This window comes from Larkinella sp. (assembly GCF_965227735.1).
In the GTDB taxonomy this organism is placed as follows: domain Bacteria; phylum Bacteroidota; class Bacteroidia; order Cytophagales; family Spirosomataceae; genus Larkinella.
In genome coordinates, this window is sequence record NZ_OZ245776.1 from 2,749,092 (window position 1) to 2,769,065 (window position 19,974).

General features: G+C 54.7%; 15 protein-coding genes. 9 read left to right on the top strand and 6 right to left on the bottom strand.

Annotation, left to right across the window (positions count from 1 at the left end; genetic code table 11):
- Window positions 1-58: 58 nt before the first annotated feature.
- Window positions 59-511, bottom strand: coding sequence for a GNAT family N-acetyltransferase (locus tag ACO064_RS10650; RefSeq protein ID WP_421827353.1), 453 nt, complete (start codon window positions 509-511; stop codon window positions 59-61).
- Between the two features lie 500 nt (window positions 512-1,011).
- On the opposite strand from ACO064_RS10650, the gene ACO064_RS10655 reads away from it, so the two are divergent.
- Window positions 1,012-1,425, top strand: a complete 414-nt coding sequence (locus ACO064_RS10655) for a DoxX family protein (RefSeq protein WP_421827354.1) — start codon at window positions 1,012-1,014, stop codon at window positions 1,423-1,425.
- Here ACO064_RS10655 and ACO064_RS10660 read toward each other — a convergent pair.
- From ACO064_RS10660 to ACO064_RS10670, 3 genes are all read right to left on the bottom strand, one after another.
- Window positions 1,422-2,234, bottom strand: a complete 813-nt coding sequence (locus tag ACO064_RS10660) for a PhzF family phenazine biosynthesis protein (protein WP_421827355.1) — start codon at window positions 2,232-2,234, stop codon at window positions 1,422-1,424. The genes ACO064_RS10655 and ACO064_RS10660 overlap by 4 nt on opposite strands.
- A gap of 15 nt (window positions 2,235-2,249) precedes the next feature.
- Window positions 2,250-2,936, bottom strand: a complete 687-nt coding sequence (gene hxpB, locus ACO064_RS10665) for a hexitol phosphatase HxpB (RefSeq protein ID WP_421827356.1) — start codon at window positions 2,934-2,936, stop codon at window positions 2,250-2,252.
- 108 nt (window positions 2,937-3,044) lie between these two features.
- Window positions 3,045-3,332 carry a YciI family protein gene (locus ACO064_RS10670; protein WP_421827357.1) on the bottom strand — a complete coding sequence of 96 codons (288 nt, stop codon included), beginning with the start codon at window positions 3,330-3,332 and terminating at the stop codon, window positions 3,045-3,047.
- 133 nt (window positions 3,333-3,465) lie between these two features.
- Here ACO064_RS10670 and ACO064_RS10675 point away from each other — a divergent pair, with 133 nt between their 5' ends.
- From ACO064_RS10675 to ACO064_RS10685, 3 genes are all read left to right on the top strand, one after another.
- Window positions 3,466-5,931, top strand: coding sequence for a prolyl oligopeptidase family serine peptidase (locus ACO064_RS10675; RefSeq protein ID WP_421827358.1), 2,466 nt, complete (start codon window positions 3,466-3,468; stop codon window positions 5,929-5,931).
- A 102-nt stretch (window positions 5,932-6,033) separates the two neighbouring features.
- Window positions 6,034-7,245, top strand: a complete 1,212-nt coding sequence (locus tag ACO064_RS10680) for an alpha/beta hydrolase family protein (protein ID WP_421827359.1) — start codon at window positions 6,034-6,036, stop codon at window positions 7,243-7,245.
- A 126-nt stretch (window positions 7,246-7,371) separates the two neighbouring features.
- Window positions 7,372-7,701 carry a hypothetical protein gene (locus ACO064_RS10685; RefSeq protein ID WP_138994769.1) on the top strand — a complete coding sequence of 110 codons (330 nt, stop codon included), beginning with the start codon at window positions 7,372-7,374 and terminating at the stop codon, window positions 7,699-7,701.
- 93 nt (window positions 7,702-7,794) lie between these two features.
- Here ACO064_RS10685 and ACO064_RS10690 read toward each other — a convergent pair whose 3' ends face one another.
- Both ACO064_RS10690 and ACO064_RS10695 read right to left on the bottom strand, forming a co-directional pair.
- A complete protein-coding gene (locus ACO064_RS10690) occupies window positions 7,795-8,910 on the bottom strand; it encodes an endo-1,4-beta-xylanase (protein WP_421827360.1) in 1,116 nt (371 codons plus the stop codon).
- Window positions 8,911-9,066: 156 nt separating this feature from the next.
- Complete coding sequence (locus ACO064_RS10695) at window positions 9,067-10,245, bottom strand: aldose epimerase family protein (protein WP_421827361.1); 1,179 nt, start codon at window positions 10,243-10,245, stop codon at window positions 9,067-9,069.
- Between the two features lie 234 nt (window positions 10,246-10,479).
- Between ACO064_RS10695 and ACO064_RS10700 the strand changes: the two genes are divergently transcribed.
- The 5 genes from ACO064_RS10700 to ACO064_RS10720 all read left to right on the top strand — a co-directional run bounded on the left by ACO064_RS10700 (window position 10,480) and on the right by ACO064_RS10720 (window position 19,974).
- Window positions 10,480-11,487 (top strand): FHA domain-containing protein, encoded by a 1,008-nt coding sequence (locus ACO064_RS10700; protein WP_421827362.1) that lies wholly within the window; start codon window positions 10,480-10,482, stop codon window positions 11,485-11,487.
- A 146-nt stretch (window positions 11,488-11,633) separates the two neighbouring features.
- Window positions 11,634-13,085 carry a PP2C family protein-serine/threonine phosphatase gene (locus tag ACO064_RS10705; RefSeq protein WP_421827363.1) on the top strand — a complete coding sequence of 484 codons (1,452 nt, stop codon included), beginning with the start codon at window positions 11,634-11,636 and terminating at the stop codon, window positions 13,083-13,085.
- Window positions 13,085-14,668, top strand: a complete 1,584-nt coding sequence (locus ACO064_RS10710) for a serine/threonine protein kinase (protein WP_421827364.1) — start codon at window positions 13,085-13,087, stop codon at window positions 14,666-14,668. Before ACO064_RS10705 ends, ACO064_RS10710 begins: the two co-directional genes overlap by 1 nt.
- A gap of 7 nt (window positions 14,669-14,675) precedes the next feature.
- The gene (locus ACO064_RS10715) at window positions 14,676-15,974 is read left to right on the top strand and encodes a serine/threonine-protein kinase (protein ID WP_421827365.1); all 1,299 of its coding nucleotides are present in this window, start codon (window positions 14,676-14,678) and stop codon (window positions 15,972-15,974) included.
- Between the two features lie 16 nt (window positions 15,975-15,990).
- Window positions 15,991-19,974 (top strand): FtsW/RodA/SpoVE family cell cycle protein, encoded by a 3,984-nt coding sequence (locus ACO064_RS10720; protein WP_421827366.1) that lies wholly within the window; start codon window positions 15,991-15,993, stop codon window positions 19,972-19,974.

Sequence of the window (19,974 nt, forward strand, 5' to 3'; positions counted from 1 at the left end):
ACCGGATCAAGTTCCCGGCAAAAACAGAGCAAACTGGGTCTGCCGGAAAGGCCGGGCTTTACAGCATTTTTTCCAGTACCAAGGTGGTGTGGCTATTGGCACTGGTGATGGTACCGATAATGTCAAAACCGTGTCGCAGATTCAGGATGAGCATGTCGCGCCATTGATTGCGGGTGTGGGTCCGAATGGTCTGGTAGCCGTTGATTCTGCACCAGTCGTGTTGCTGGCGCATCAGTTCGCCCGCGATGCCCTGCCGCCGGTAATCCGGGTTTACGCAACCCAGCCAACTGTAGAAATGACCCGGTTTACGCTGATACCCCATTTTATAGCCCACAATTGTTTGATCGTTGGTAGCCACGATCGTCAGCAACCGGCGGTTTTTCATTTCCTCAAATTCCTGAAAAAGCTGGTCGGGCGTCTGACCGGAGAATACCCGCTGGTGCAATTGGATTATTCCTTGCAGGGTGGTTTCGGCAGGAAAACCGTCGTAAATTTCATAATGGCACTTCATGCCACAAAGTTGGCAGAAATACCGATTATCTTTTTAGCGTGCGGTTAAAAAAGAAGAAGGTACCTTGGGAGAAACTATTACTTATCGGGACACTTTTTGCAGTGGTTCCCTTTCTTTTTCCATTTTTTGCAGCACTTTTTGAACACACAGTCCACCTCACCCAGAAAAGGGTTGGCACCAAACGCTTTGGCGTTTTCGGCTACAAAAGAGAATTCGAACGATTTTTCGGTCATTTCATTCATGGCGCTTTCAACATTGCGCCATAAAAGTATTACTTATTTAGAATAAGTACAAATATTGTTTTTAAACGGGACATAAATTACCAACCTTATTATAGAACTTTTGCTTATTGCCCCTAAATCCCCTGAAGGGGACTTGGACACTGCTTAGTCCGGATCAAAAAGTCCGGCAGCGGCCGACCGTCCTTCAGGGGATTTAGGGCAATTTGTAATTGCAACTGAATTATCAGATTTAGATCCTACTATTAATTGAAATTTTCCATGAAAGATACCTTCGCTCGCCTATCCCGGCTTCGCCCCTATGCGCCCTTCCTGCTCCGGCTGGCGTTTGGTTATCAACTCATCGATGCGGCCGGGCACACGGCTTTGCACCCCGCCGAAGGAATTCCGGGGTATGCCGACTGGCTGAAAAGTCTGGGATTTCCATTGCCGCTGGTCGGCGCAACGCTGTCGGCCTATGCGGAATTTCTGGGTGCCATTCTGATGATTGCCGGACTCTGGACGCGCTGGGCGGCTTTTTTCCTGCTGATCAACTTTGTACTGGCGGTTTTGGTGGGACATGTGGCCATTCAGGATACCTACAAAAATACCATGCCAGCCCTTAATTTGGTGGCAATGAGTGTCTTTCTGCTCCTGAATGGCCCCGGAAAACCGTCCGTTGACGAGGGACTTTAAAGTTCGAATTCGCCCGTCAGATAGAGTTTCACCTGCCCGGCCATTTCAACGCGATCCTCCAGCAATTTACACCGCAGAAAACCGCCCCGTTTGGAAACCTGGCGGGCCGTCAGCTCCGTTTTGCCGAGCTTTTCGGCCCAGTACGGAATGAGGGTCGTGTGCGCTGACCCCGTCACCGGATCTTCGTCGATGCCGGACTGCGGGCCAAAAAACCGGGAAACAAAGTCGATGGGGCCGCTTTCAGTCGGATTGCCGGGTGCCGTCACGATCACCCCCCGCGCCGGAATGGTTGCCAGTTCGCGGAAGTCGGGCTGTAGGTCCAGAATCTGCTGCTCGCTCTCGAAAACAATCAGGTAATCCGTTTTTCCTTTCAGCACTTCCACCGGTTTGATGCCGCCCAGACTCGTTTCCAGGGCTGGCGGCTGAATGGCGATGTGCGTGCTGTCGGTCGGAAAATCCAGCACGAGCCAGTCGTCTTCGCGCCGAACCCGCAGCAGGCCGCTGCGTGAATCGAACGCAATGGCATCACCTTCCGCGGTTTTTTCCAGGAAAAACACCACGTAGGCCGACACCAGCGTAGCATGACCACACAGGTCGACTTCCACGGTAGGCGTAAACCAGCGAATGTGATAAAAACCGTTTTCGGGATCGGTCGGAACGTAAAAAGCCGTTTCGGCCAAGTTGTTTTCTGCCGCAATGGCCTGCATGGTTTCGTCGGGTAGCCATTCCGTCAGCGGGCAGACCGCAGCCGGGTTTCCGCCAAAAAGCTGGTCGGTAAACGCATCAAGTTGATAAAGGCGGATAGGCATAATGGGTTTAGGGTTTCAGCGCGTTATTTGTGTGATTGACAATTGATTTTCCAGTTCCCGCAAGTGGGACAGGGTAAATGCCGTCAACGACGGAATTTTTAGCGTAGCCAGGTCAAACTTCGGATCATCGAATTCATAATCGGCGGGCACCGAAACCGTCAGCATCTCAGCCGCATAGGCCGATTTCAGGCCATTTCCGGAATCTTCAAACGCGATACAGCGGTGGGGCTCGACGCCCAGTTTGCGGGCCGTTCCCAGGTAAACATCCGGGTGCGGTTTGTTGCGTTTTTCCAGAGTTGCCGAATGCCAGAGGGTAAAATACGACCGGATGTTCAGCCGATCCAACACGACTTCGATCAGGTGCATGGGCGATGCCGACGCGATGGCCATCGGAATACCCTGCTGCCGAAACAACTCCAGAATGGCCGGAACGCCCGGCATCGGGCCCGCGTGTTTCCCAATCTGGTCGTAGGCGCCCTGAATAATATCCGCATTCACCTCTTCCACACTCCGGTTGTGCCAGGGGTATTTTTCGTACCAATACCGCACCACCGTGTCGGTGGGTAAACCGGTCGTGCGTTTACACATCTCGTCGTCCATTTCCAGACCCACCGTGCGAAATACCTCAATCTCCACTTCCCGCCAGAACGGCTCCGAATCGACCAGAAGGCCGTCCATGTCAAATATTGCTGCCTGAATCATTTGTTTTTCGGTATTCGGTTTACGGCTTTTGGTTTACGGTTGCTGACGCGTATTACAAATAGCATGCTTCGGCAACCGTAAACCAAAAATCGTAAACCGTAAATTTTCTCATATATCCGCTTGCCTAAACGGCTTGATGTCAATCCGTTCCCAAACTTTTCCTGAAATATACACCTCGTTCTGCAACCAGTCGTTCAACTGGTCTTCCGTATCGAAATCGAGCAACATCATGGAGCCGATCATTTTACCGTCGGGGTCGAGTAACGCACCACCCAGGACGAAATGGCCGTCGGCTTTCAATTGTCGGGCACCATCGAAGTGGTTCGGACGAACGGCCAGACGCCGGTTCATGGCCTGATCGTCGGTATAATCGTAAGCGTGAATAACGTACCGCATCCTTTTTCAATACTAAAACAAAAAATAACACCAAAGTTGGGGGTTCCAACGCTTGTTTTTGTCCAAATCTAATCCTTTTCCCTTTTTCTCGCTAATTTCAGTGTTTAAAACCGTACTAGCCTCTTATTCATCAATGAAACCACTACTCATCGGATTGGGTTGCCTGCTGATGGTCAGGACAATAGCCCAGACGCCGACTGCATCCCCGCTCACCGTCGAAAAAATCATGCAGGACCCGAAAGGATGGATCGGGACATCGCCATCGGGCATTTTCTGGTCGGAAGATTCCAAAACGATTTATTTCAACTGGAACCCGACAAAAGCCAAAGGAGATTCGCTGTATAAAATACCCCTCACCGGCGACCGGAAACCCGTCAAAGTGGCCGCTGCGGAACGGCAAAATCTTCCCCCCGCTACCGGTGGAACCTACAACCGCGCTCGTACGCTGAAACTCTACGAAAAAGACGGCGACCTGTTTCTGCTCGACTGCAAACCGGGAAAAACCGGCGGGCAAACCGTCCGGCAACTGACCAATACCGTTGAGCGGGAAAGCAATCCGGCATTCAGTGGCGACGAGCGAAAGGTGGTTTTTGCGAGGGCCAACAACCTTTTCACCATTTCGCTGGCAACCGGCGAATGGACGCAGGTTACGAACCTCGACCCCGGCACCAAAAAACCGGACCCCAAAACCAACGAGCAGGAAACCTGGCTCAAACGCGACCAACTGGCGCTGTTCGATGTGCTGAAAGAACGAAAAGCGAAGAAGGACGAGGGCGAGAAAATTACGAAAGCCGGGCAACCCAAACGACCGAAGCAGTTTTATACCGAAGGAAAAACCGTTCAGAATCAGCGGCTCAGCCCCGACGGGCGGTTTGTGACATTCTCGCTGCTGAAGTCGGCGCAGGGGGCCAAAACCGCCATCGTACCGAGCTACGTAACGGAATCCGGTTTTACGGAAGACCTCACCGCCCGCACCAAAGTCGGCGCTCCGTTTGCCAGTTCCGAGTTTTATGTGTATGACATTCAGCGGGATACGATCCAGGCAGTTTCGACCAAGTCGATTCCGGGCATTACGGATGCGCCGGATTATGCCAAAACCGCTCCGTCGCCAGCGTCCGTTCCCGATAGCAACCGGCGCGGCCCATCGGCGGCCGAAGTGATCACGGATACCGTCAAAAAAACGAAAAAACTGGCGGATCGCAGCGTGACGATCAGTGGGCCAATCTGGTCGGAAGACGGAAAATACGCCGTGGTAATCATCCGCGCCTTCGACAACAAAGACCGCTGGATCATGCGGCTCGACCCCGCCACCCGCCAGTTGAAACTCCTCGACCGCCAGCGCGACGAAGCGTGGGTCAGCGGTTTTGGCCCTTTGACGGGCATGACCGGTTTCCTGGCGGATAACCAGACGTTCTATTTCCCTTCCGAAACCGACGGTTATTCCCATCTATACACCGTCAATGTGGAAACGGGTGAGAAAAAGCAGTTGACCAAGGGGAAGTTTGAAGTGCAGCAGATTCAGTTGTCGAACGATAAGAAATTCTTTTACCTGACCACCAACGAGCTTCATCCCGGCGAGCAACATTTTTACCGGATGGCCGTCGACGGCGGAGAACGCGTGAAACTGACCACGATGACCGGTGCCAATGATGTAACGCTTTCGCCCGACGAAACCCAACTGGCCATTCGCTATTCCTACAGTAACAAACCGTGGGAGTTGTTTTTGATGAAAAACGAACTGGTAACCCTAAACAAAGGGAAACAAAAACCGTCGCCCGCATCGACACCGGTTCAGCTTACGGCTTCATTAACGCCTGAATTTCAGACATATCCCTGGCGTGACCCGGCCATTGTAACCATTCCGGCCCGCGATGGACAGACCATTTACGGACGGCTGTATAAACCCGCCAAACCCAATGGAAAAGCCGTGGTATTTGTGCATGGCGCGGGGTATCTGCAAAATGCGCACAAGTGGTGGAGTCAGTATTTTCGGGAATACATGTTTCATAACCTGCTGGCCGACAAGGGTTACACGGTTCTGGACATCGACTACCGCGCCAGTGCGGGCTACGGTCGCGACTGGCGGACGGGCATCTACCGGCACATGGGCGGCAAGGATTTAACGGACAACGTCGATGCGGCCCAGTGGCTCGTCAAAACCCAGGGCGTGGATGCCAAACGGATCGGTTTGTACGGCGGTTCGTACGGCGGTTTTATCACCCTTATGGCGATGTTTACCACGCCCGACGTGTTTGCGGCCGGAGCCGCCCTGCGACCCGTAACCGACTGGGCGGCCTACAACCACGGCTACACGGCCAACATCCTGAACGAACCGTATGCCGACACGCTGGCCTACCGCCGGAGTTCGCCCATCTATTTTGCCAACGGCCTGAAAGGTCATCTGCTCATCTGCCACGGCATGGTCGACGTAAACGTTCATTATCAGGATGTTGTCAGGCTCACCCAGCGACTGATCGAGCTTCGGAAAGAAAACTGGGAAGTGGCTTCCTATCCCGTTGAGGACCATGCGTTTGTGGAACCTACCAGTTGGATGGACGAGTATAAGCGAATCCTGAAATTATTTGAAGAACGGCTTTAACCGACACGAACTAAGCGCTTTGGAGCGTTGTTGTCAAAACAGGCGTTTTCTGATCCCGGAAAACGCCCTTTTTCTACCCCCTTCAAGACCCAACTCATTCGTATGCTTATTAATCGCAAGGCGTTTCTGCTGTCTCTTCTCCTGTCCATCACGGTTCTTCTGTCGGGCTGTGATACCACCGGAACCGGTTCTGACCCCAAGCCCCAACCGGATGTGTATTTGGTCAGCAGTTCCGACATTAACTCATTCACCAAGGATCAGCTTGGCGCGCAGATTGCCCAGCAATTTCCGGCTCAGTACCAGAGCATTATCAAGGGCTTTCTGCGCTACGATGTCAAGGTGTATAAACTGGTTTACAACACCAAACTGCCCGACGGAACCGCCACCAAAGCGTCAGGAGCAATTATTGTTCCGACCGTCACGACGGCAGTTCCGATGATCAGTCAGCAACACGGAACCATTCTGAACGATGCCGATGCCCCTTCCAATTTCGGGCCGGGCAGCGATGCCGCTTTTGGCGGTACGTTTTTTGCCTCCAACGGCTACATCATGGTTTGCCCGGACTACATCGGTTACGGCGAATCGAAGGCCATTCCCCACACCTACGAACACCGTGAAGGGCTGGCCACGGCCTCGCTGGACATGATCCGGGCCGCGAAAGAATTCATCAAGCAAAAGTCGATCAAATGGGATAACCGGCTGTTGCTCACCGGCTACTCGGAAGGCGGTTTTGCCACAATGTCGTTGCAGAAAAAGATCGAAGAAGAATTTCCGTCCGAATTTACGCTGACGGCTTCCAGCATTGGCGCGGGAGCCTACCACAAATCGGCCTTTATGAAGTACATCATCAACCAGAAAACGCACGGCATTGCCAGCTACAACCGCCTGTATTTGTGGACGATGCTCACGTATAACAGCTTGTATAAGCTCAACAAACCGATGAGCTATTACCTGAAAGAACCGTATGCGACGCAGGCCACCCAGAATGGCATAAACATCAACATCAGCGTTAGCATCAGTGACATTTTCACGGATAGTTTCAAGAAAGCGGTGAACGACGGGACTGAAACCGGGTTTTTGAATGCGGTGAAAGACAATGATGTCTACGATTGGAAGCCTAAAACGCCCACGTATCTTTTCCACGGTGATGCCGATAATCTGGTGTTCTTTTTCAATACACAGGATGCCTACGACGCCATGCGAAAACGGGGGGCTACGAATGTAGAGCTAAAAACGCTGCCAGGAAAAGACCACGGCACGGCGGTTATCGACTATCTACTGCAAACGTATCTCTTTTTCTCAAGCGTCCAGTAATCAGCCGCTTAGCATTCAGAGTAAACAGAAAATCCTCCCGGCAAAGGAGGATTTTCTGTTTTTACCCAACAATTGCCCTCGAACGCTGGTTATAGGAAGAGACTCAAAATAATTCCAACCAACATCATGAAAAAATTGTGGATTGTTGCTCTGCTGGCCGCATTCGGTTTCACAGCAAATGCGCAGACAGTGAAAGAGGAAGCGAAGGAGACCGCGCACCATGCCGGCCAAACCGTAAAAAAAGCCGCCGATGAGGTAGGAGACGAAGCCCGCGAAACCAAGCAGGAAGCGAAACAGAAAGCTAAAAAAGCTGGCAAGAAAATAGACAAAGCTGCCGACGACGCGGGCGATGAAGTTCGGGAAACGGCCAAAGAGACCAAGCAGAAAGCGCGCGAAGCGAAACGTAAAACCGGCAAGAAAGTAGAGAAAGCCGGTGAAAAAATGCAGGAGAATTAAAATTCCTTTAAGTGTTGAATGGTTAGATGGTTAAAAATTGCTAGTAGCATTTTGACCATCTAACCATCTACCCATTTCTAGCCATCAAAACCATTACTTCTTCCCCGTCATCTTCCTGATAAAAGCCGTTTCGGCTGGAATATACGGCTGACCGTTCTCACGGAAAATATCGTGGAACCACACCGGCGGCTCGGCGGTGTACTGCTTCTGCCACGAGTCCCACGGATAAATGGTATTCGATTTTCCGGACACAAAGCCCCAGTTTATCATTCCCACATTCTCGGCTTTCGCAATCGGCAGCGAGCCTTCAAACGTGCTGCCGGCCGGGCGAGCCATGTACTCCGTACAGATCAGGGGTCGGCCAAACTTCTTAAGATCCGCTACCCGCTTTTTGAAATCATCCGGTTTTCCGTAGTTGTGGAACGTGATCACGTCGGAATTCTGAACCAGAAACCGGTTCATGTCATCCATTTTTTCGAGCGACGACCAATCTCCTTTCCAGGGACCTGACGTAATGGGTTGCGTTGGTTTGGCTTCCCGCGCCCAGCCAAAACCGGCTTTCACCAGTTCGGTGCCGAGTTGGGCTTTGTTGGGTAATTCGGTTTTGATCTTGCCGTTGCGGCCGTAGCTGTTGGCGTTATCGTTATCCGGTTCGTTGACAATGTCCCACGCCAGAATCCGCTTGTCGGCCCGGAACGAACCCACGATGTCTTTCACGTAACTCCGCAGACCTTCCCACTTGCTTTTATCGCTCAGAATGGCCGCGCCGGGGCCTTGCACCCAGCCCGAATTGTGCCGACCCATCACCGGCGCATGTTGTTTGCCCAGTTTCGGCTGCGGGTCCCAGCACGAGTCGAACAACACCAGCATGGGTTTGATGTTGTGCTTGGCACACAGCGCCAGAAACTGATCGATGCGGTTTTTGAAGCCTTTGGCATCCTGCCGCCACACCATGTCGTGCAAAAAAACCCGCATCGTGTTCATGCCCAGTTTCTCGGCATAGCCCAGTTCTTTGTCGATCGTTTTCGGATCAAAGCTTTCGGCCTGCCACATTTCCAGTTGATTGATGGCACTGGCGGGCATAAAATTACTCCCCACCAGCCAGGGCTGGCTCTTATACCAGTCGTTGGCCTGTTTGGGCGTCCACTGCTGCGCGGTTGCTAAAAAGGACGATCCGCTCAGTAAAACCGCAAAAATGATACGTCGCACTAATCGAAGTTGATTCATAATTAATTGGCACAGAAGTTTTATAAAGAAAGATTTGGGGGTTGTTACACAGGGTTAATCAGAGAACATCAGAGAGAATCGGAGTTGTCCCTGATTAACTCTGATGTCCTCTGATTAACCCTGTGTAACAACCCGTAATTACTTCACCGAAAACCGGTATTCCGTGGTGGTTTTGTACGTTTCACCCGGTTTCAAAACCGTCGTTGGAAACTTGGACTGGTTGGGTGAATCGGGGAAGTGTTGGGTTTCCAGACAGAACGCCGACCGCTTGTCGTACGGTTTGCCACTTTTGCCGATCCGCTTTCCATTCAGGAAGTTACCACCGTAAAACTGGACACCCGGCTCCGTGGTCAGCACATCCATCGAGATGCCGGTTTTGGGCGAGGTCACCGTGGCAATCAGCCGTGGTTCAGCGGTTTGGCCGCCATTCAGCACGAAATTATGGTCGAAACCGCCCCCATTTTTAATCTGCGGATGGTCGGCATCCTGACGTTCGCCAATGGCAACCGGTTTCCGCAGATCAAAGGGCGTTCCATCCACCGGAGCCAGTTCGCCCGTCGGAATGAGGGTCGCGTCCACCGGTGTGTAGCGATCGGCTTTAATTTCCACCAGATGATCGGCCACGGAGCCGGAGCCTTCGCCGTTCAGGTTGAAATAAGCGTGGTTGGTCAGGTTGACGACCGTGCTTTTGTCGGTAGTCGCCTGATAATCAATCTTGATGCCGTTATCGTCGGTCAACGTATACGTCACATCGACCGTCAGTGTTCCCGGATAATTTTCTTCGCCATCCGGCGAAACGTAGTGCAGTTTCAGGCCGTTGGTTCCCACCGGCGTGGCATCCCACATTTTGGCGTTGAAGCCTTTCTTGCCGCCGTGCAGCGAATTAGGGCCGTTGTTGGTCGCGAGCTGATACGTTTTGCCATCGAGCGTAAACGTCCCTTTGCCAATCCGGTTGCCATACCGACCCACCAGCGTCCCGAAAAAGGATTCATTTTCCAGGTAGTCATCAATGCTGCTGTGACCCAGGTTTACATCCAGCAGTTTACCGGTTTTATCCGGCACCAGAATGCTGACAATGCGGCCGCCGTAGTTCGTAATGGCGACTTTCATTCCACTGGCATTGGTCAAAACGAATAAATCAGCCTGTTTTCCTTCAACGTCTTTCTGAAAACGCGAGCGATCAGGCAAACCGCTGGCTGAATCAGCAGCCGCTGTGCTTGTACTATCCGACATGGTTGACGATTCTTGTTGTTTTTGGGAGTTATTACAGCCGACGAGCATCCCCAGCAGGACGGCGGAGAGAAAGAATTGTTTCATACGAACGTTTAGAAGGTATCGGGGTTTATAAAACCGGCTCTACCTCTTCGAGTTCGAGTAGAAAGCCGGGCATCAAATATCAGACTTATTTTGTAAAAACTATGAATCTGAACGGAAAAGGGCTGGAACCGGTGTAACCTACTCCCAACCGGACGCAGGAACTTCTTGATCCATCAAAAGAAATCTTTTACATTCAGCGTTAAAGAGACAATACCATCCTAACGGAATTCATTCATGGCAGATCAGCCCAGCAACTGGCTTAATAAATTAGGGAATCTCCTGGTGCCGTCCTCCAGTCAGCCCAAAACCACTCCGGTTGCTACCGTTTCCAATACGCGCATTCTGAACGAGCTGGTGGCGTCGTTTCAGGATTCCGTGCCGCGGGAATCCGTCGGAAAAAGCATGCTTTTCAATGCGCATTTTTTGATCATTCTGCATCCCGACACTTACGAAGCACGCCAGAATGCGTTCCCGGTGATTGTCAACGAAGCGGTGAACGCGTTTACGACTTTTATTGAGTCGGAGAAAGCCAACTACGAACGCGTGGTGCCGGTGGCCGCCAACTGGTTCTTTAAGTTTGGGGGCGGCCGTGAATTTGGCGGAGAACCGGTTACGCCAACGGATGTCAAAGTGGTGGGTGCCCTGACCGGTATTCTGCCCGGAAACGACCCGGCGCAATTGCCAGACCGGATTCACGTCACGCGCCGGGTCAAACAGACCAACCGGTTTGAGAAAGTGGACATCGACCCGAACACCTTCCAGCACATCGACTTTCGGGAACCGGGGGCGTTTGTGGTAAAGTTTACGTTTTCGACGCCGGCACCGACCACCGCACGACCACCGGCCGGAGCCCCCGCGACCCGTCACGCGCCGGGATTGCCCCGCAGTCTGGGGGCCGGGCTGGCCCAGATCAATCACTACATTGCGGAATTGAACAAGGAGGATTCGTACCTGATGCGCGACCGTGAAATCGTGGTGGCGCGAAAAGAGCCGGACAACCAGCATTTTCCCAATTATCTTTTGCTCGAATCGGCTTATGTGTCGAACCCGCACGCCCGGATTCGCTACAACGACGAGATGCAGGCTTTTCAGATTGCATCGTTCAGCCGCAACGAAACCCGGGTGAACGAACAGCTTATTCCGCGTAGCGAACCCGCCAGTCCGCAGTGGTACGCGCTGCCGGATCAGGCTCAGATTCTGCTCAATAGCATGGTCACTTTAACCTTTCAACGCCATGATTGATGCGCTGTTTGTCGTGTTGCTGCTGCTGTTTGTAATCATCCTGGTGGTCCGGCATTTTCAGGATTTACCCCGATAAAGCCAACAGAATGCGCTGCCAGCGGTTCTATTCAGTAGAACTGTTTATTTCGCCACGTTTCCCCTGCTAAATGAATCCGTTTCTCATTGCCGGTCAAACCGATGTAGGCCAACGCCGAAAAAATAACCAGGATACGTTCATCTGCGCAACGATCTGGTCCGAATCCAGCGCGCTGCTGGCCGCCATCGACGGCGTGGGCGGCTATGCCGGGGGCGACCGGGCTGCGGCCATTGCCAAGGAATCGATCGAACAGTATATGGCGACGCCCAACGGTGACCCGCTATCGATGCTGCGCGAAGCCGTCGTGTTTGCCAACAACCAGATCAATACGCAGCGCGAGCAGAACCTCCAACTGGCGCAGATGTGTTGTGTGTTGACGACGGCAGTGGCCGATAGCCGTACCCAAAAACTGTATTTTGTGCATGTCGGTGACACCCGCTTGTACCGGTACCGCCGGGGCGTCCTCGAAAAACTCACCCGTGATCACTCGATGGTGGGCGTTCGGGAGGATGCCAACGAACTGACGGAAGCCGAAGCCATGCAACACCCGCGACGGAACGAAATTCTGCGCGAAGTGGGCTCGATGGCACACCGGGTCGATGATCCGGACTTCCTGGAATCCGGTGAAACGGACTTTCTGCCGGGCGATTTTCTGCTGCTGTGCAGCGATGGCCTGACCGACATGATTACCCAGGCCCAGATTCAGGGCGTTCTGGACCAGAACCTTTCCCTTGAAAAACAGGTGTCCGAGTTGATCCGGCTTGCCAATAAACAGGGCGGTAACGACAACATCACCGTCGTTCTGGCCCGGAACACAACGCCAGCCAGCCCGCAGCCGGTGGTTGCCACTGCCGCCGATCCAACGGTGTTGCCCAAACCGGTTTCCAAACCGACTCCGGTTGATAGTCCCAAGCCAACTTCGAGCAAGACCGAACCGGCTAAACGGGGACTGACGGGTTTCTGGATTCTGATCGGGCTGGTGCTGGCGGGAACCATTGCGGGACTGGTGTGGTATCAAAACCAGGGTCCCAGCCAATCCGATCCGCTGGTTTCCAACCAGCCGCCGACGGTCAGCGATCCGGCTGATTCGACGCAGGCTATCGCGCCAACGGTTTCGCGCTTTGATTCGCTGTTGCAAACGGCCTATCGCAGCAGTGATCACCGGCTGACGCTGCCCGTAGATACGGTTCGGCTCACGAAGCCCCTGCTGCTCACCGACTCGCTGCAAAGCATTGTGGGCGCAACCGGGCTAACGGTTTTTGTACCCGCCGATACGGCCCAGGCGCAGCTCGCGTTACGGATCACCCGTTCGGGGCCGGTGGCACTTCAAAACCTGGTCATTAGCGGTTTCAAGACCGGGATCGAAACCAGTCCCGGAACGAAGCTTCATCTGTCGAAGGTCTCTTTTCGCAACGTGAGCCAGCCCGTTCAGGCCGTTATCGGACAGGAAACTTTCCGCGATGCCGTTATTGTGGTTACCTTGCAGAACCAGACTGATTCATCCAAAACGCTCCCTCGCTGATGTCTACCACCCGGTTTGATACACGGTTTCCCGGCTACGAAGTGCTGAGTGAATTGGGCCGCAGCAACGCCCGGATTCTCAAGGCGCGTCACCTGGCTACGGGCGATCTGGTGGCGATCAAGCACTTTGCCCTCAACACCGATGCCGAAACGCTCCGGCGGTTTCAGCGCGAATCGGCCATCATGACCAGCATCGCCCATCCCAATGTGGTGAAGGTTCGGGAGGTGCAACTGGAAGCCGAACTGCCCTACATCGTGATGGAACTGATCGAGGGCGGAAGCTTAAAACAGCTCATTACCGGCCAGAACCGCATCGACGTATCGACCACCATCCGGCTGGGGCTACAAATGGCCAGTGCCTTCAAAGCGATTCATCCCCAAGGCATCATTCACCGGGATGTGAAACCGGAGAATATCCTTTTCCGGCCCTTGCCCAGTGGTGAACTGCATTTTTTGCTGACGGATTTCGGGATTGCGCGGCTCCACGAACAATCGAGTACGCTGACGGGGCAGTCGCTGATGACGTACGAATACGCATCGCCCGAGCAGTTCAACGACCCGAAAGGCGTCGGAACGGCCACAGATTATTATTCGCTGGGCGTCGTTCTGTACGAATGCCTGCACGGAAGCGTCCCGTTTGCACTCGATGATGATTCGGGTATCGTGACGTTTATGAATAAAGTGCTGACCGAAGCACCACCCGCCCTGACCGTGACCAGCCAGGACCAAACCGTGGGCCTGTTCGCGGAGCTTCTGGAGGGCTTATTGAAAAAGAAAGCCAGTGAACGCCTGAACGATCCGGATGAACTGACCTGGTTGCTGAAACGGGCCGAACTGAATTATTTGCAGGCCGGTCGAACCAGCCCTAAAACCGCCCCATTACCCAGAGTTACTCAGCAAAATCCGGCGAAGCCAGACCCCGAAGCAGCCAGGGCTCCTGCACCCGATCCGGTTGTTGTCAAACCCGAACCGGCTAAACCGACTCAAAGCAAGTCGTCGGGCAGGCGTTTGAAACTGGCGGCTCTCGTGCTGGTGATGCTGGCGGGCGGAGCAGGGCTATACTATGTTCTTACCGATTTTGGAGCGAAACCCATCGCCAGTGTGCTGGCCCCAAACGATACTAATAATACGTCAAGAGATCAGACTGCGGGGACCGATGTGCCGGAAGACCTGGAACAGGAAGAGGACACAGTAAGCCTGCGACTGGCGGAAGAAGCCCGGCGACGGGAACAGTTCCGGGCGCAGGTTCTGGCGGCCGGAAAAACCCTGACCGTAGAACCCCTGGATTTTAAAGTCGGTTTTTTCGGCGGAATCAAAAAAGCGCAGATTCAACTCAACAATCCCAGTGCCATTCCCTTTCCGGCGGTGGCGGTTCAGGTGAGTTATTTTAAGGAGAAAGGCGGTCTGTATAAAACCGAGAAGATGTTTTTCATGAACGTAAAACCCAATTCATCCCCCGTTCGGACGGCTCCGGACAGTGACCGGGGCATTCGAATCAGTTGCAGGATCTTGAAGTATGATTTGCCCGGAAATCTGGATTCTCTAATGCGGACCATGCCCGTCAAAACCGACTCGTTACTTTAATCGACTCATGCCAACCGTAAGCGTCAATACGCATTTTCCGGGTTATGAAATTATCGGCGAACTGGGCCGCTCGAACGCCCGCGTTCTGAAGGCCCGTCACCTGGCAACGGGTGATCTGGTGGCGATTAAACATTTTACCCTCAACACCGACGCCGAAACGCTCCGGCGGTTTCGGCTCGAATCGCAGTTGATGACCGACATTCGACACCCGAACGTGGTGCGCGTCCGGGAAGTCCAACTCGACATGCCCATGCCGTTCATCGTCATGGAATGGATCGAGGGCGGCAACCTGCGGACGCTTCTGGCGGAGAAAGGACATCTGGAAATACCGACCGTCATCCGGCTGGGTCTGCAAATGGCCGAAGCCTTCAAAGCGATTCACCCACAGGGCATTATCCACCGTGATATCAAACCGGAGAACATCCTTTTTCGGCTCCTGCCCAGTGGCGAACTGCATTTTTTGCTGACGGATTTTGGCGTGGCCCGGCTGCGTGAACAGTCGCAAACCATGACGGGACAGTCGCTGATGACGTACGAATACGCATCGCCCGAGCAGTTCGACAACCCCCGGGGTGTGGATGTGGCGACGGACTACTATTCGCTGGGCGTCGTGTTATACGAATGTCTCTCGGGCCGGGTGCCTTTTTCGATGGCCGATAACGCCGGTATCGCCACCTTTATGGGGCAGGTGTTGCGCACGCCCCCGCCTGCTTTGGTGCTGCCAACGGGTCAGTTCATGCCCCCCAGCCTCAACACACTCCTCGACTGGATGCTTACCAAAAAACCGGCGGAACGGCTGAGTGATGTCAACGAGCTGGTGTTGCTGTTCGGCCAGGCAAATGTGGAGCAGTTGCAGGTCGGCAGGTCGAACGATCGCCGGGGTCCGGTTTCGTCGCGCACGTTGGTGGCTTCCGAACCACTGCCGCAACTGGAGCTACCCGAAGAGCCGGAAGAAGAGCCCACGAACCGCCAGACCGGCTGGTACATCGGCCTGGGCATCCTGGTCGTTATTCTGATCGGCTTGGCGGTTTTTTATACGTACCAGGCGAAGGAAACCAACGTCAACACAACAACGGCACCGGATTCGACGCGGATGGAAACCGACTCCAGCGCGTCGGAAACACAAGGCGAAATGGTCGAGGATACAGCTACAACGCCATCGGAGGGCTTTATCGAAAGCACAACCGATTCGACCCGATCGGACAGCAGTCCGGCAACCACAACGGAACCCGAAATTCCGGCCGTCCCGGCATCGCCCCCGGATTCATCGAAAACCGTCGTTGACACCACAAAGACGGGAAATTAACCACTCAACCCATTGCATGAAAGGTACGTCTGTATCGTCTGGTCGTTTGTATTTACTGGGAGCATCGGTCATGCTGCTTCTGCTGTTTGTGCGTCTTTACATCAACCTGGCTCCCGGTTTGAATCAGGCCAAAGAAGCCCTCGCCAACGGGCAGGCCATCACGCTGCAACCCGGTTTGAAATCCGCACCGATCCAGCGTTTACTCAACAGCGGTAATTACTACAGCGTTCCGGCCGACCGGACGCTGGTGGCCGATTCTCTGGCGGCTAAACTGGCCCTCAACGGTTCGCCCGACAACCTGGGAGCCATCAACAAACGGCAGTTTTCGATCCGGGCGCCGGTGGCGTGGCGCAGCCGGATTGGCGGAGCGGATTTTCAAAACCGTCTGCAACTGTCCCGCCAGCAAATGGGCTTCGACTCTGTTCTGTACGTTCGCGAACTCAATAATCCGAAACCGTATCCGGCCACCGTTAGCGCGGGGAGCGGAACAGCCACCATTTCGGGGCAGGTGGTGCTCACGGAAACGGAGCAACCAGTGGCGAATGTGCTGATGCAACTCAGACGCCACCCCGCCACCGCCCAGCCCGACACGCTTCCCAACCAGTTCACCTACGCCCGCACCGATGCCGGGGGGCGGTTTTCGTTCACCGGCCTGACGACGGATCTAGGCTACAGCGTCGTCGCCCTGAAACCCGGTTTTGAATTCGGCAGCCGCCGGGGAACGAGCCAACTGACCAGCGATCAGTCCTACACCTTTACGGCCCGTCCCCACCAACTGCGGTTGATTGGCTCCGTCGTTTACGGCCAACTGAAGTCGGATCATGCTTTCATCGTTCGCACGCCAACGGCTTTTACCGTACAATTCTGGGTCATCGTCGGGCTGTTTATCGGGGCTTTCTGGGCCGTGCAGGGCGTCTGGACGCTCCGGCGGTTTTACCCCGATCCGCTACTGCTGTCGGTTCTCATGCTGCTCACCGGCATTTCCGTCCTGACGCTCTTAGCCATTCAGGACCCGTTGCAGGATACGTTATACGCCTGGCAAACCTTGCAGGGCGTGGCGGCTGGGCTGTTCGGCCTGCTCATCGTGTCCCAGATCAACATCGGTCGCCTGTATGCAGACTGGCGTTTCGATTGGCTGTTTACGTTTTACAACCGGTCTTCCGTCAGTTTATCGGGCTGGACGTGGCTGGTACTCGCCCTCGGTCTGGCGGCCCTGACCTTGTTCGTCGGTTCGGGGCCTGAAGGCAGTGGCGTCCGCGTAAACCTGTCGGTTTTGGGACTGACGTTTCAACCCAGCGAAATCACCAAATACCTGCTGTTGGTCTTCTTCGCCGGTTTTTTTGCTGCGAATGAACAACAGATCCGGCAACTCCCGGATTTACGCTGGCGGTTTGCGGTGAGCTTTGGTGCACTGGCCAGTGCCGGTTTACTCATGCTACTCTACCTCCTGCTGGGCGACATGGGGCCCGCGCTGGTCGTCTGCTTTACATTTTTGCTGTTTTACAGCATTGCGCGTGGCAACCTGCCGCTGACACTCGCCACGGGGATCGGCTATGGCATTGCCCTGTGGTTGTTGCCGGGCTGGATCGCCACCCTTCTCAGTCTGGTGGTGCTGATGGGGTATTTGTTCTGGCGGGGAGAGGCCCGTTCCAAAACCGCCCTGGGTTGGGCCGCTTTGCTGACGGAAGCTCCGGTTCTGCTGCTGATGGTGATCGCAATGTTTGCGTTTGGCGATCAGTTGCCTTTTGTGGGGAGCCGCCTGGCCGACCGCAAAGCGATCTGGCTAAGTCCCTGGAACAACGACGTGTACGGCGGTGATCACCTGGCCCATAGTTTCTGGACACTGGCGTCGGGCGGCTGGACGGGACAGGGGCTGGGCAAAGGCTTTGCGAATGCGATGCCAGCCGCCCACACCGACATGATTCTGCCCAGTGTCGGCGAAGAGTTGGGTGGCTTAGGGGTCATTGCGGTATTTCTGCTCATGGGCCTTCTGCTGCACCGAACCTTCCTGCACGCCCGCCGGGCGGGTCAGCCGTTCAGCTTCTTTCTGGTAGCCGGTATCGCCATCGCAACGGGTGTGCAGTTTCTGATCATTGCCAGCGGCTCCATCGGGCTACTGCCCCTGACCGGAATTAGTGTACCGTTTCTGAGTTACGGAAAAATTTCGCTCATCATCAACCTCATGGCGATGGGCATTGTGTTCAGCGTGGCGCACCGGCCCGGCCAGGCCGAGCAACGCGAATACCTGGAAAAAAACTACGATGTGGTGCTGATGGCCGGTATTGCCGGTTTTCTGCTGGGCGTAGCGGTTTTGATTGGCCGGTTGTTGCCGATTGTGGGCTGGCGCGGAAACGAGTATATTGTCCGGCCTGCCCGGGTCATCACCCGCAACGGCGACCCCATCTACAGCTACAATCCCCGCATCGAGCGGCTGACGCGCGTGCTGGCTTCGGGCACCATTTACGACCGGAAAGGGCTGGTGCTGGCTACCAGTTCGCCGGAGCGGGTTAACCGGCAATTGAACCGGCTGAAAAAAAGCGGGCTGGAACCGGATCAGGTGAAAGCCATGAGCCAGAAGCGGTTGCAACGGTATTATCCCTTCGGCGAACACCTGTTTTTCTGGACGGGTGATCTCAACACGCAACTGTTCTGGGGCCAAAGCAACGGATATTATGCCGAAGCCACCCACTTCAGCGAGTTGCGCGGTTTCAACAGCCGCCCCCGCAAAACCAACCTCGTAGCCACTAACTACCGGGCCGACCGCTTCAGTCCGACGGTTGAGCAAACGCGGACGCTGTCGGTTTACGATTACGGGGAACTGGCACCGGCTTTACGGGCCGGGGTCGATAGCCGGGAAGTGGCCAGCCGACAAGCCAAAAACCGGGATTTGTTTCTGAGCGTCGATGCAGATCTTCAGGTGGCATTGCAAAAGTCATTGGCCCAGTCCGAATACCGGGACAAGCGGCTTTCGGTGGTGGTATTGGATGCGGCTTCGGGCGATGTTTTGGCGTCGGCCATGCACCCCTTACCCAATCTGAAAACCCCGGAAGCCATGCTGCTGTCGGATCGGGAGCGGCTGCAACTGCCGTATCTGGTAACGGAACGGGATTTGGGAATGACCTTTCCGACTGCCCCCGGTTCGACGGCCAAAATTCTGACGGCGATGGCGGCTTTTAACAAACTGGGGTCGTCGGCTTCGGCTGTTCGGTATTCCATTTCGTGCCAGGAGATCATCCGGCGGGGCGAGCGGGAGTCGGAGCCCTGCGGGGAATCCGTCGATATGCGGAAGGCCATTGTCCGGTCGAGCAACGTCTATTTTATCCGGCTGGCGAACGATCAGGCACTGGATAAAGAACTGGCCGATCTGTATTTAGCCACCGGGATGAATGTCGATTACATCGGCGGCTACTCGTTTTCGGATACGCACACGGAGGCCGAGCGCGTTCAGATTCGACAGCACTGGCGCGATTCTTCGTTTGTCGTTCGTCGGAAACTCTACCAAAGTTTGCAGTATCCGAGACGGTACCGCGGTGAGTTTTCGGGACTGGCCTGGGGGCAGGGACAACTGAGTACCACACCCGCAGCCCTGGCCCGGATGGCCGGAGCGATTGCCAACAAAGGCGTTTTGCAGCCTTCGCGCTATGTGGTGGCCAAAGCGGGACAACCCCAGCCGATTGGGACCGGAAAACCCGTGGCCCGGAATACCGATTACGCCGGGCAATTGAAAGAATTCATGATCGAACAGTCGAACCCGGCGGGGCGCAGCAAGATCAGCCTGGCCCGGGTGGCGGGCAAAACCGGTACGCCCGAGCGGATTGTGCAGGGTGTTCAGGAAAATGACGGCTGGTACGTCTTTTTCGCCCCAACGCCCGACGGCCGGTCGAATACCGTGGTGACGGTGCGCATCGAGTTGGGAAAATCCTCCGCCGATGCGGTCAACCTGGCCAACACCGTCGTGGCACCTATTTTGAAACAACGCCGGTATCTGGGTAGTTTTTAA

Coding starts and splice junctions, on each gene's coding strand:
- ACO064_RS10650 (WP_421827353.1), bottom strand. CDS start 511: ATGAAGTGCCATTATGAAATTTACGACGGTTTTCCTGCCGAAACCACC.
- ACO064_RS10655 (WP_421827354.1), top strand. CDS start 1,012: ATGAAAGATACCTTCGCTCGCCTATCCCGGCTTCGCCCCTATGCGCCC.
- ACO064_RS10660 (WP_421827355.1), bottom strand. CDS start 2,234: ATGCCTATCCGCCTTTATCAACTTGATGCGTTTACCGACCAGCTTTTT.
- hxpB (WP_421827356.1), bottom strand. CDS start 2,936: ATGATTCAGGCAGCAATATTTGACATGGACGGCCTTCTGGTCGATTCG.
- ACO064_RS10670 (WP_421827357.1), bottom strand. CDS start 3,332: ATGCGGTACGTTATTCACGCTTACGATTATACCGACGATCAGGCCATG.
- ACO064_RS10675 (WP_421827358.1), top strand. CDS start 3,466: ATGAAACCACTACTCATCGGATTGGGTTGCCTGCTGATGGTCAGGACA.
- ACO064_RS10680 (WP_421827359.1), top strand. CDS start 6,034: ATGCTTATTAATCGCAAGGCGTTTCTGCTGTCTCTTCTCCTGTCCATC.
- ACO064_RS10685 (WP_138994769.1), top strand. CDS start 7,372: ATGAAAAAATTGTGGATTGTTGCTCTGCTGGCCGCATTCGGTTTCACA.
- ACO064_RS10695 (WP_421827361.1), bottom strand. CDS start 10,245: ATGAAACAATTCTTTCTCTCCGCCGTCCTGCTGGGGATGCTCGTCGGC.
- ACO064_RS10700 (WP_421827362.1), top strand. CDS start 10,480: ATGGCAGATCAGCCCAGCAACTGGCTTAATAAATTAGGGAATCTCCTG.
- ACO064_RS10705 (WP_421827363.1), top strand. CDS start 11,634: ATGAATCCGTTTCTCATTGCCGGTCAAACCGATGTAGGCCAACGCCGA.
- ACO064_RS10710 (WP_421827364.1), top strand. CDS start 13,085: ATGTCTACCACCCGGTTTGATACACGGTTTCCCGGCTACGAAGTGCTG.
- ACO064_RS10715 (WP_421827365.1), top strand. CDS start 14,676: ATGCCAACCGTAAGCGTCAATACGCATTTTCCGGGTTATGAAATTATC.
- ACO064_RS10720 (WP_421827366.1), top strand. CDS start 15,991: ATGAAAGGTACGTCTGTATCGTCTGGTCGTTTGTATTTACTGGGAGCA.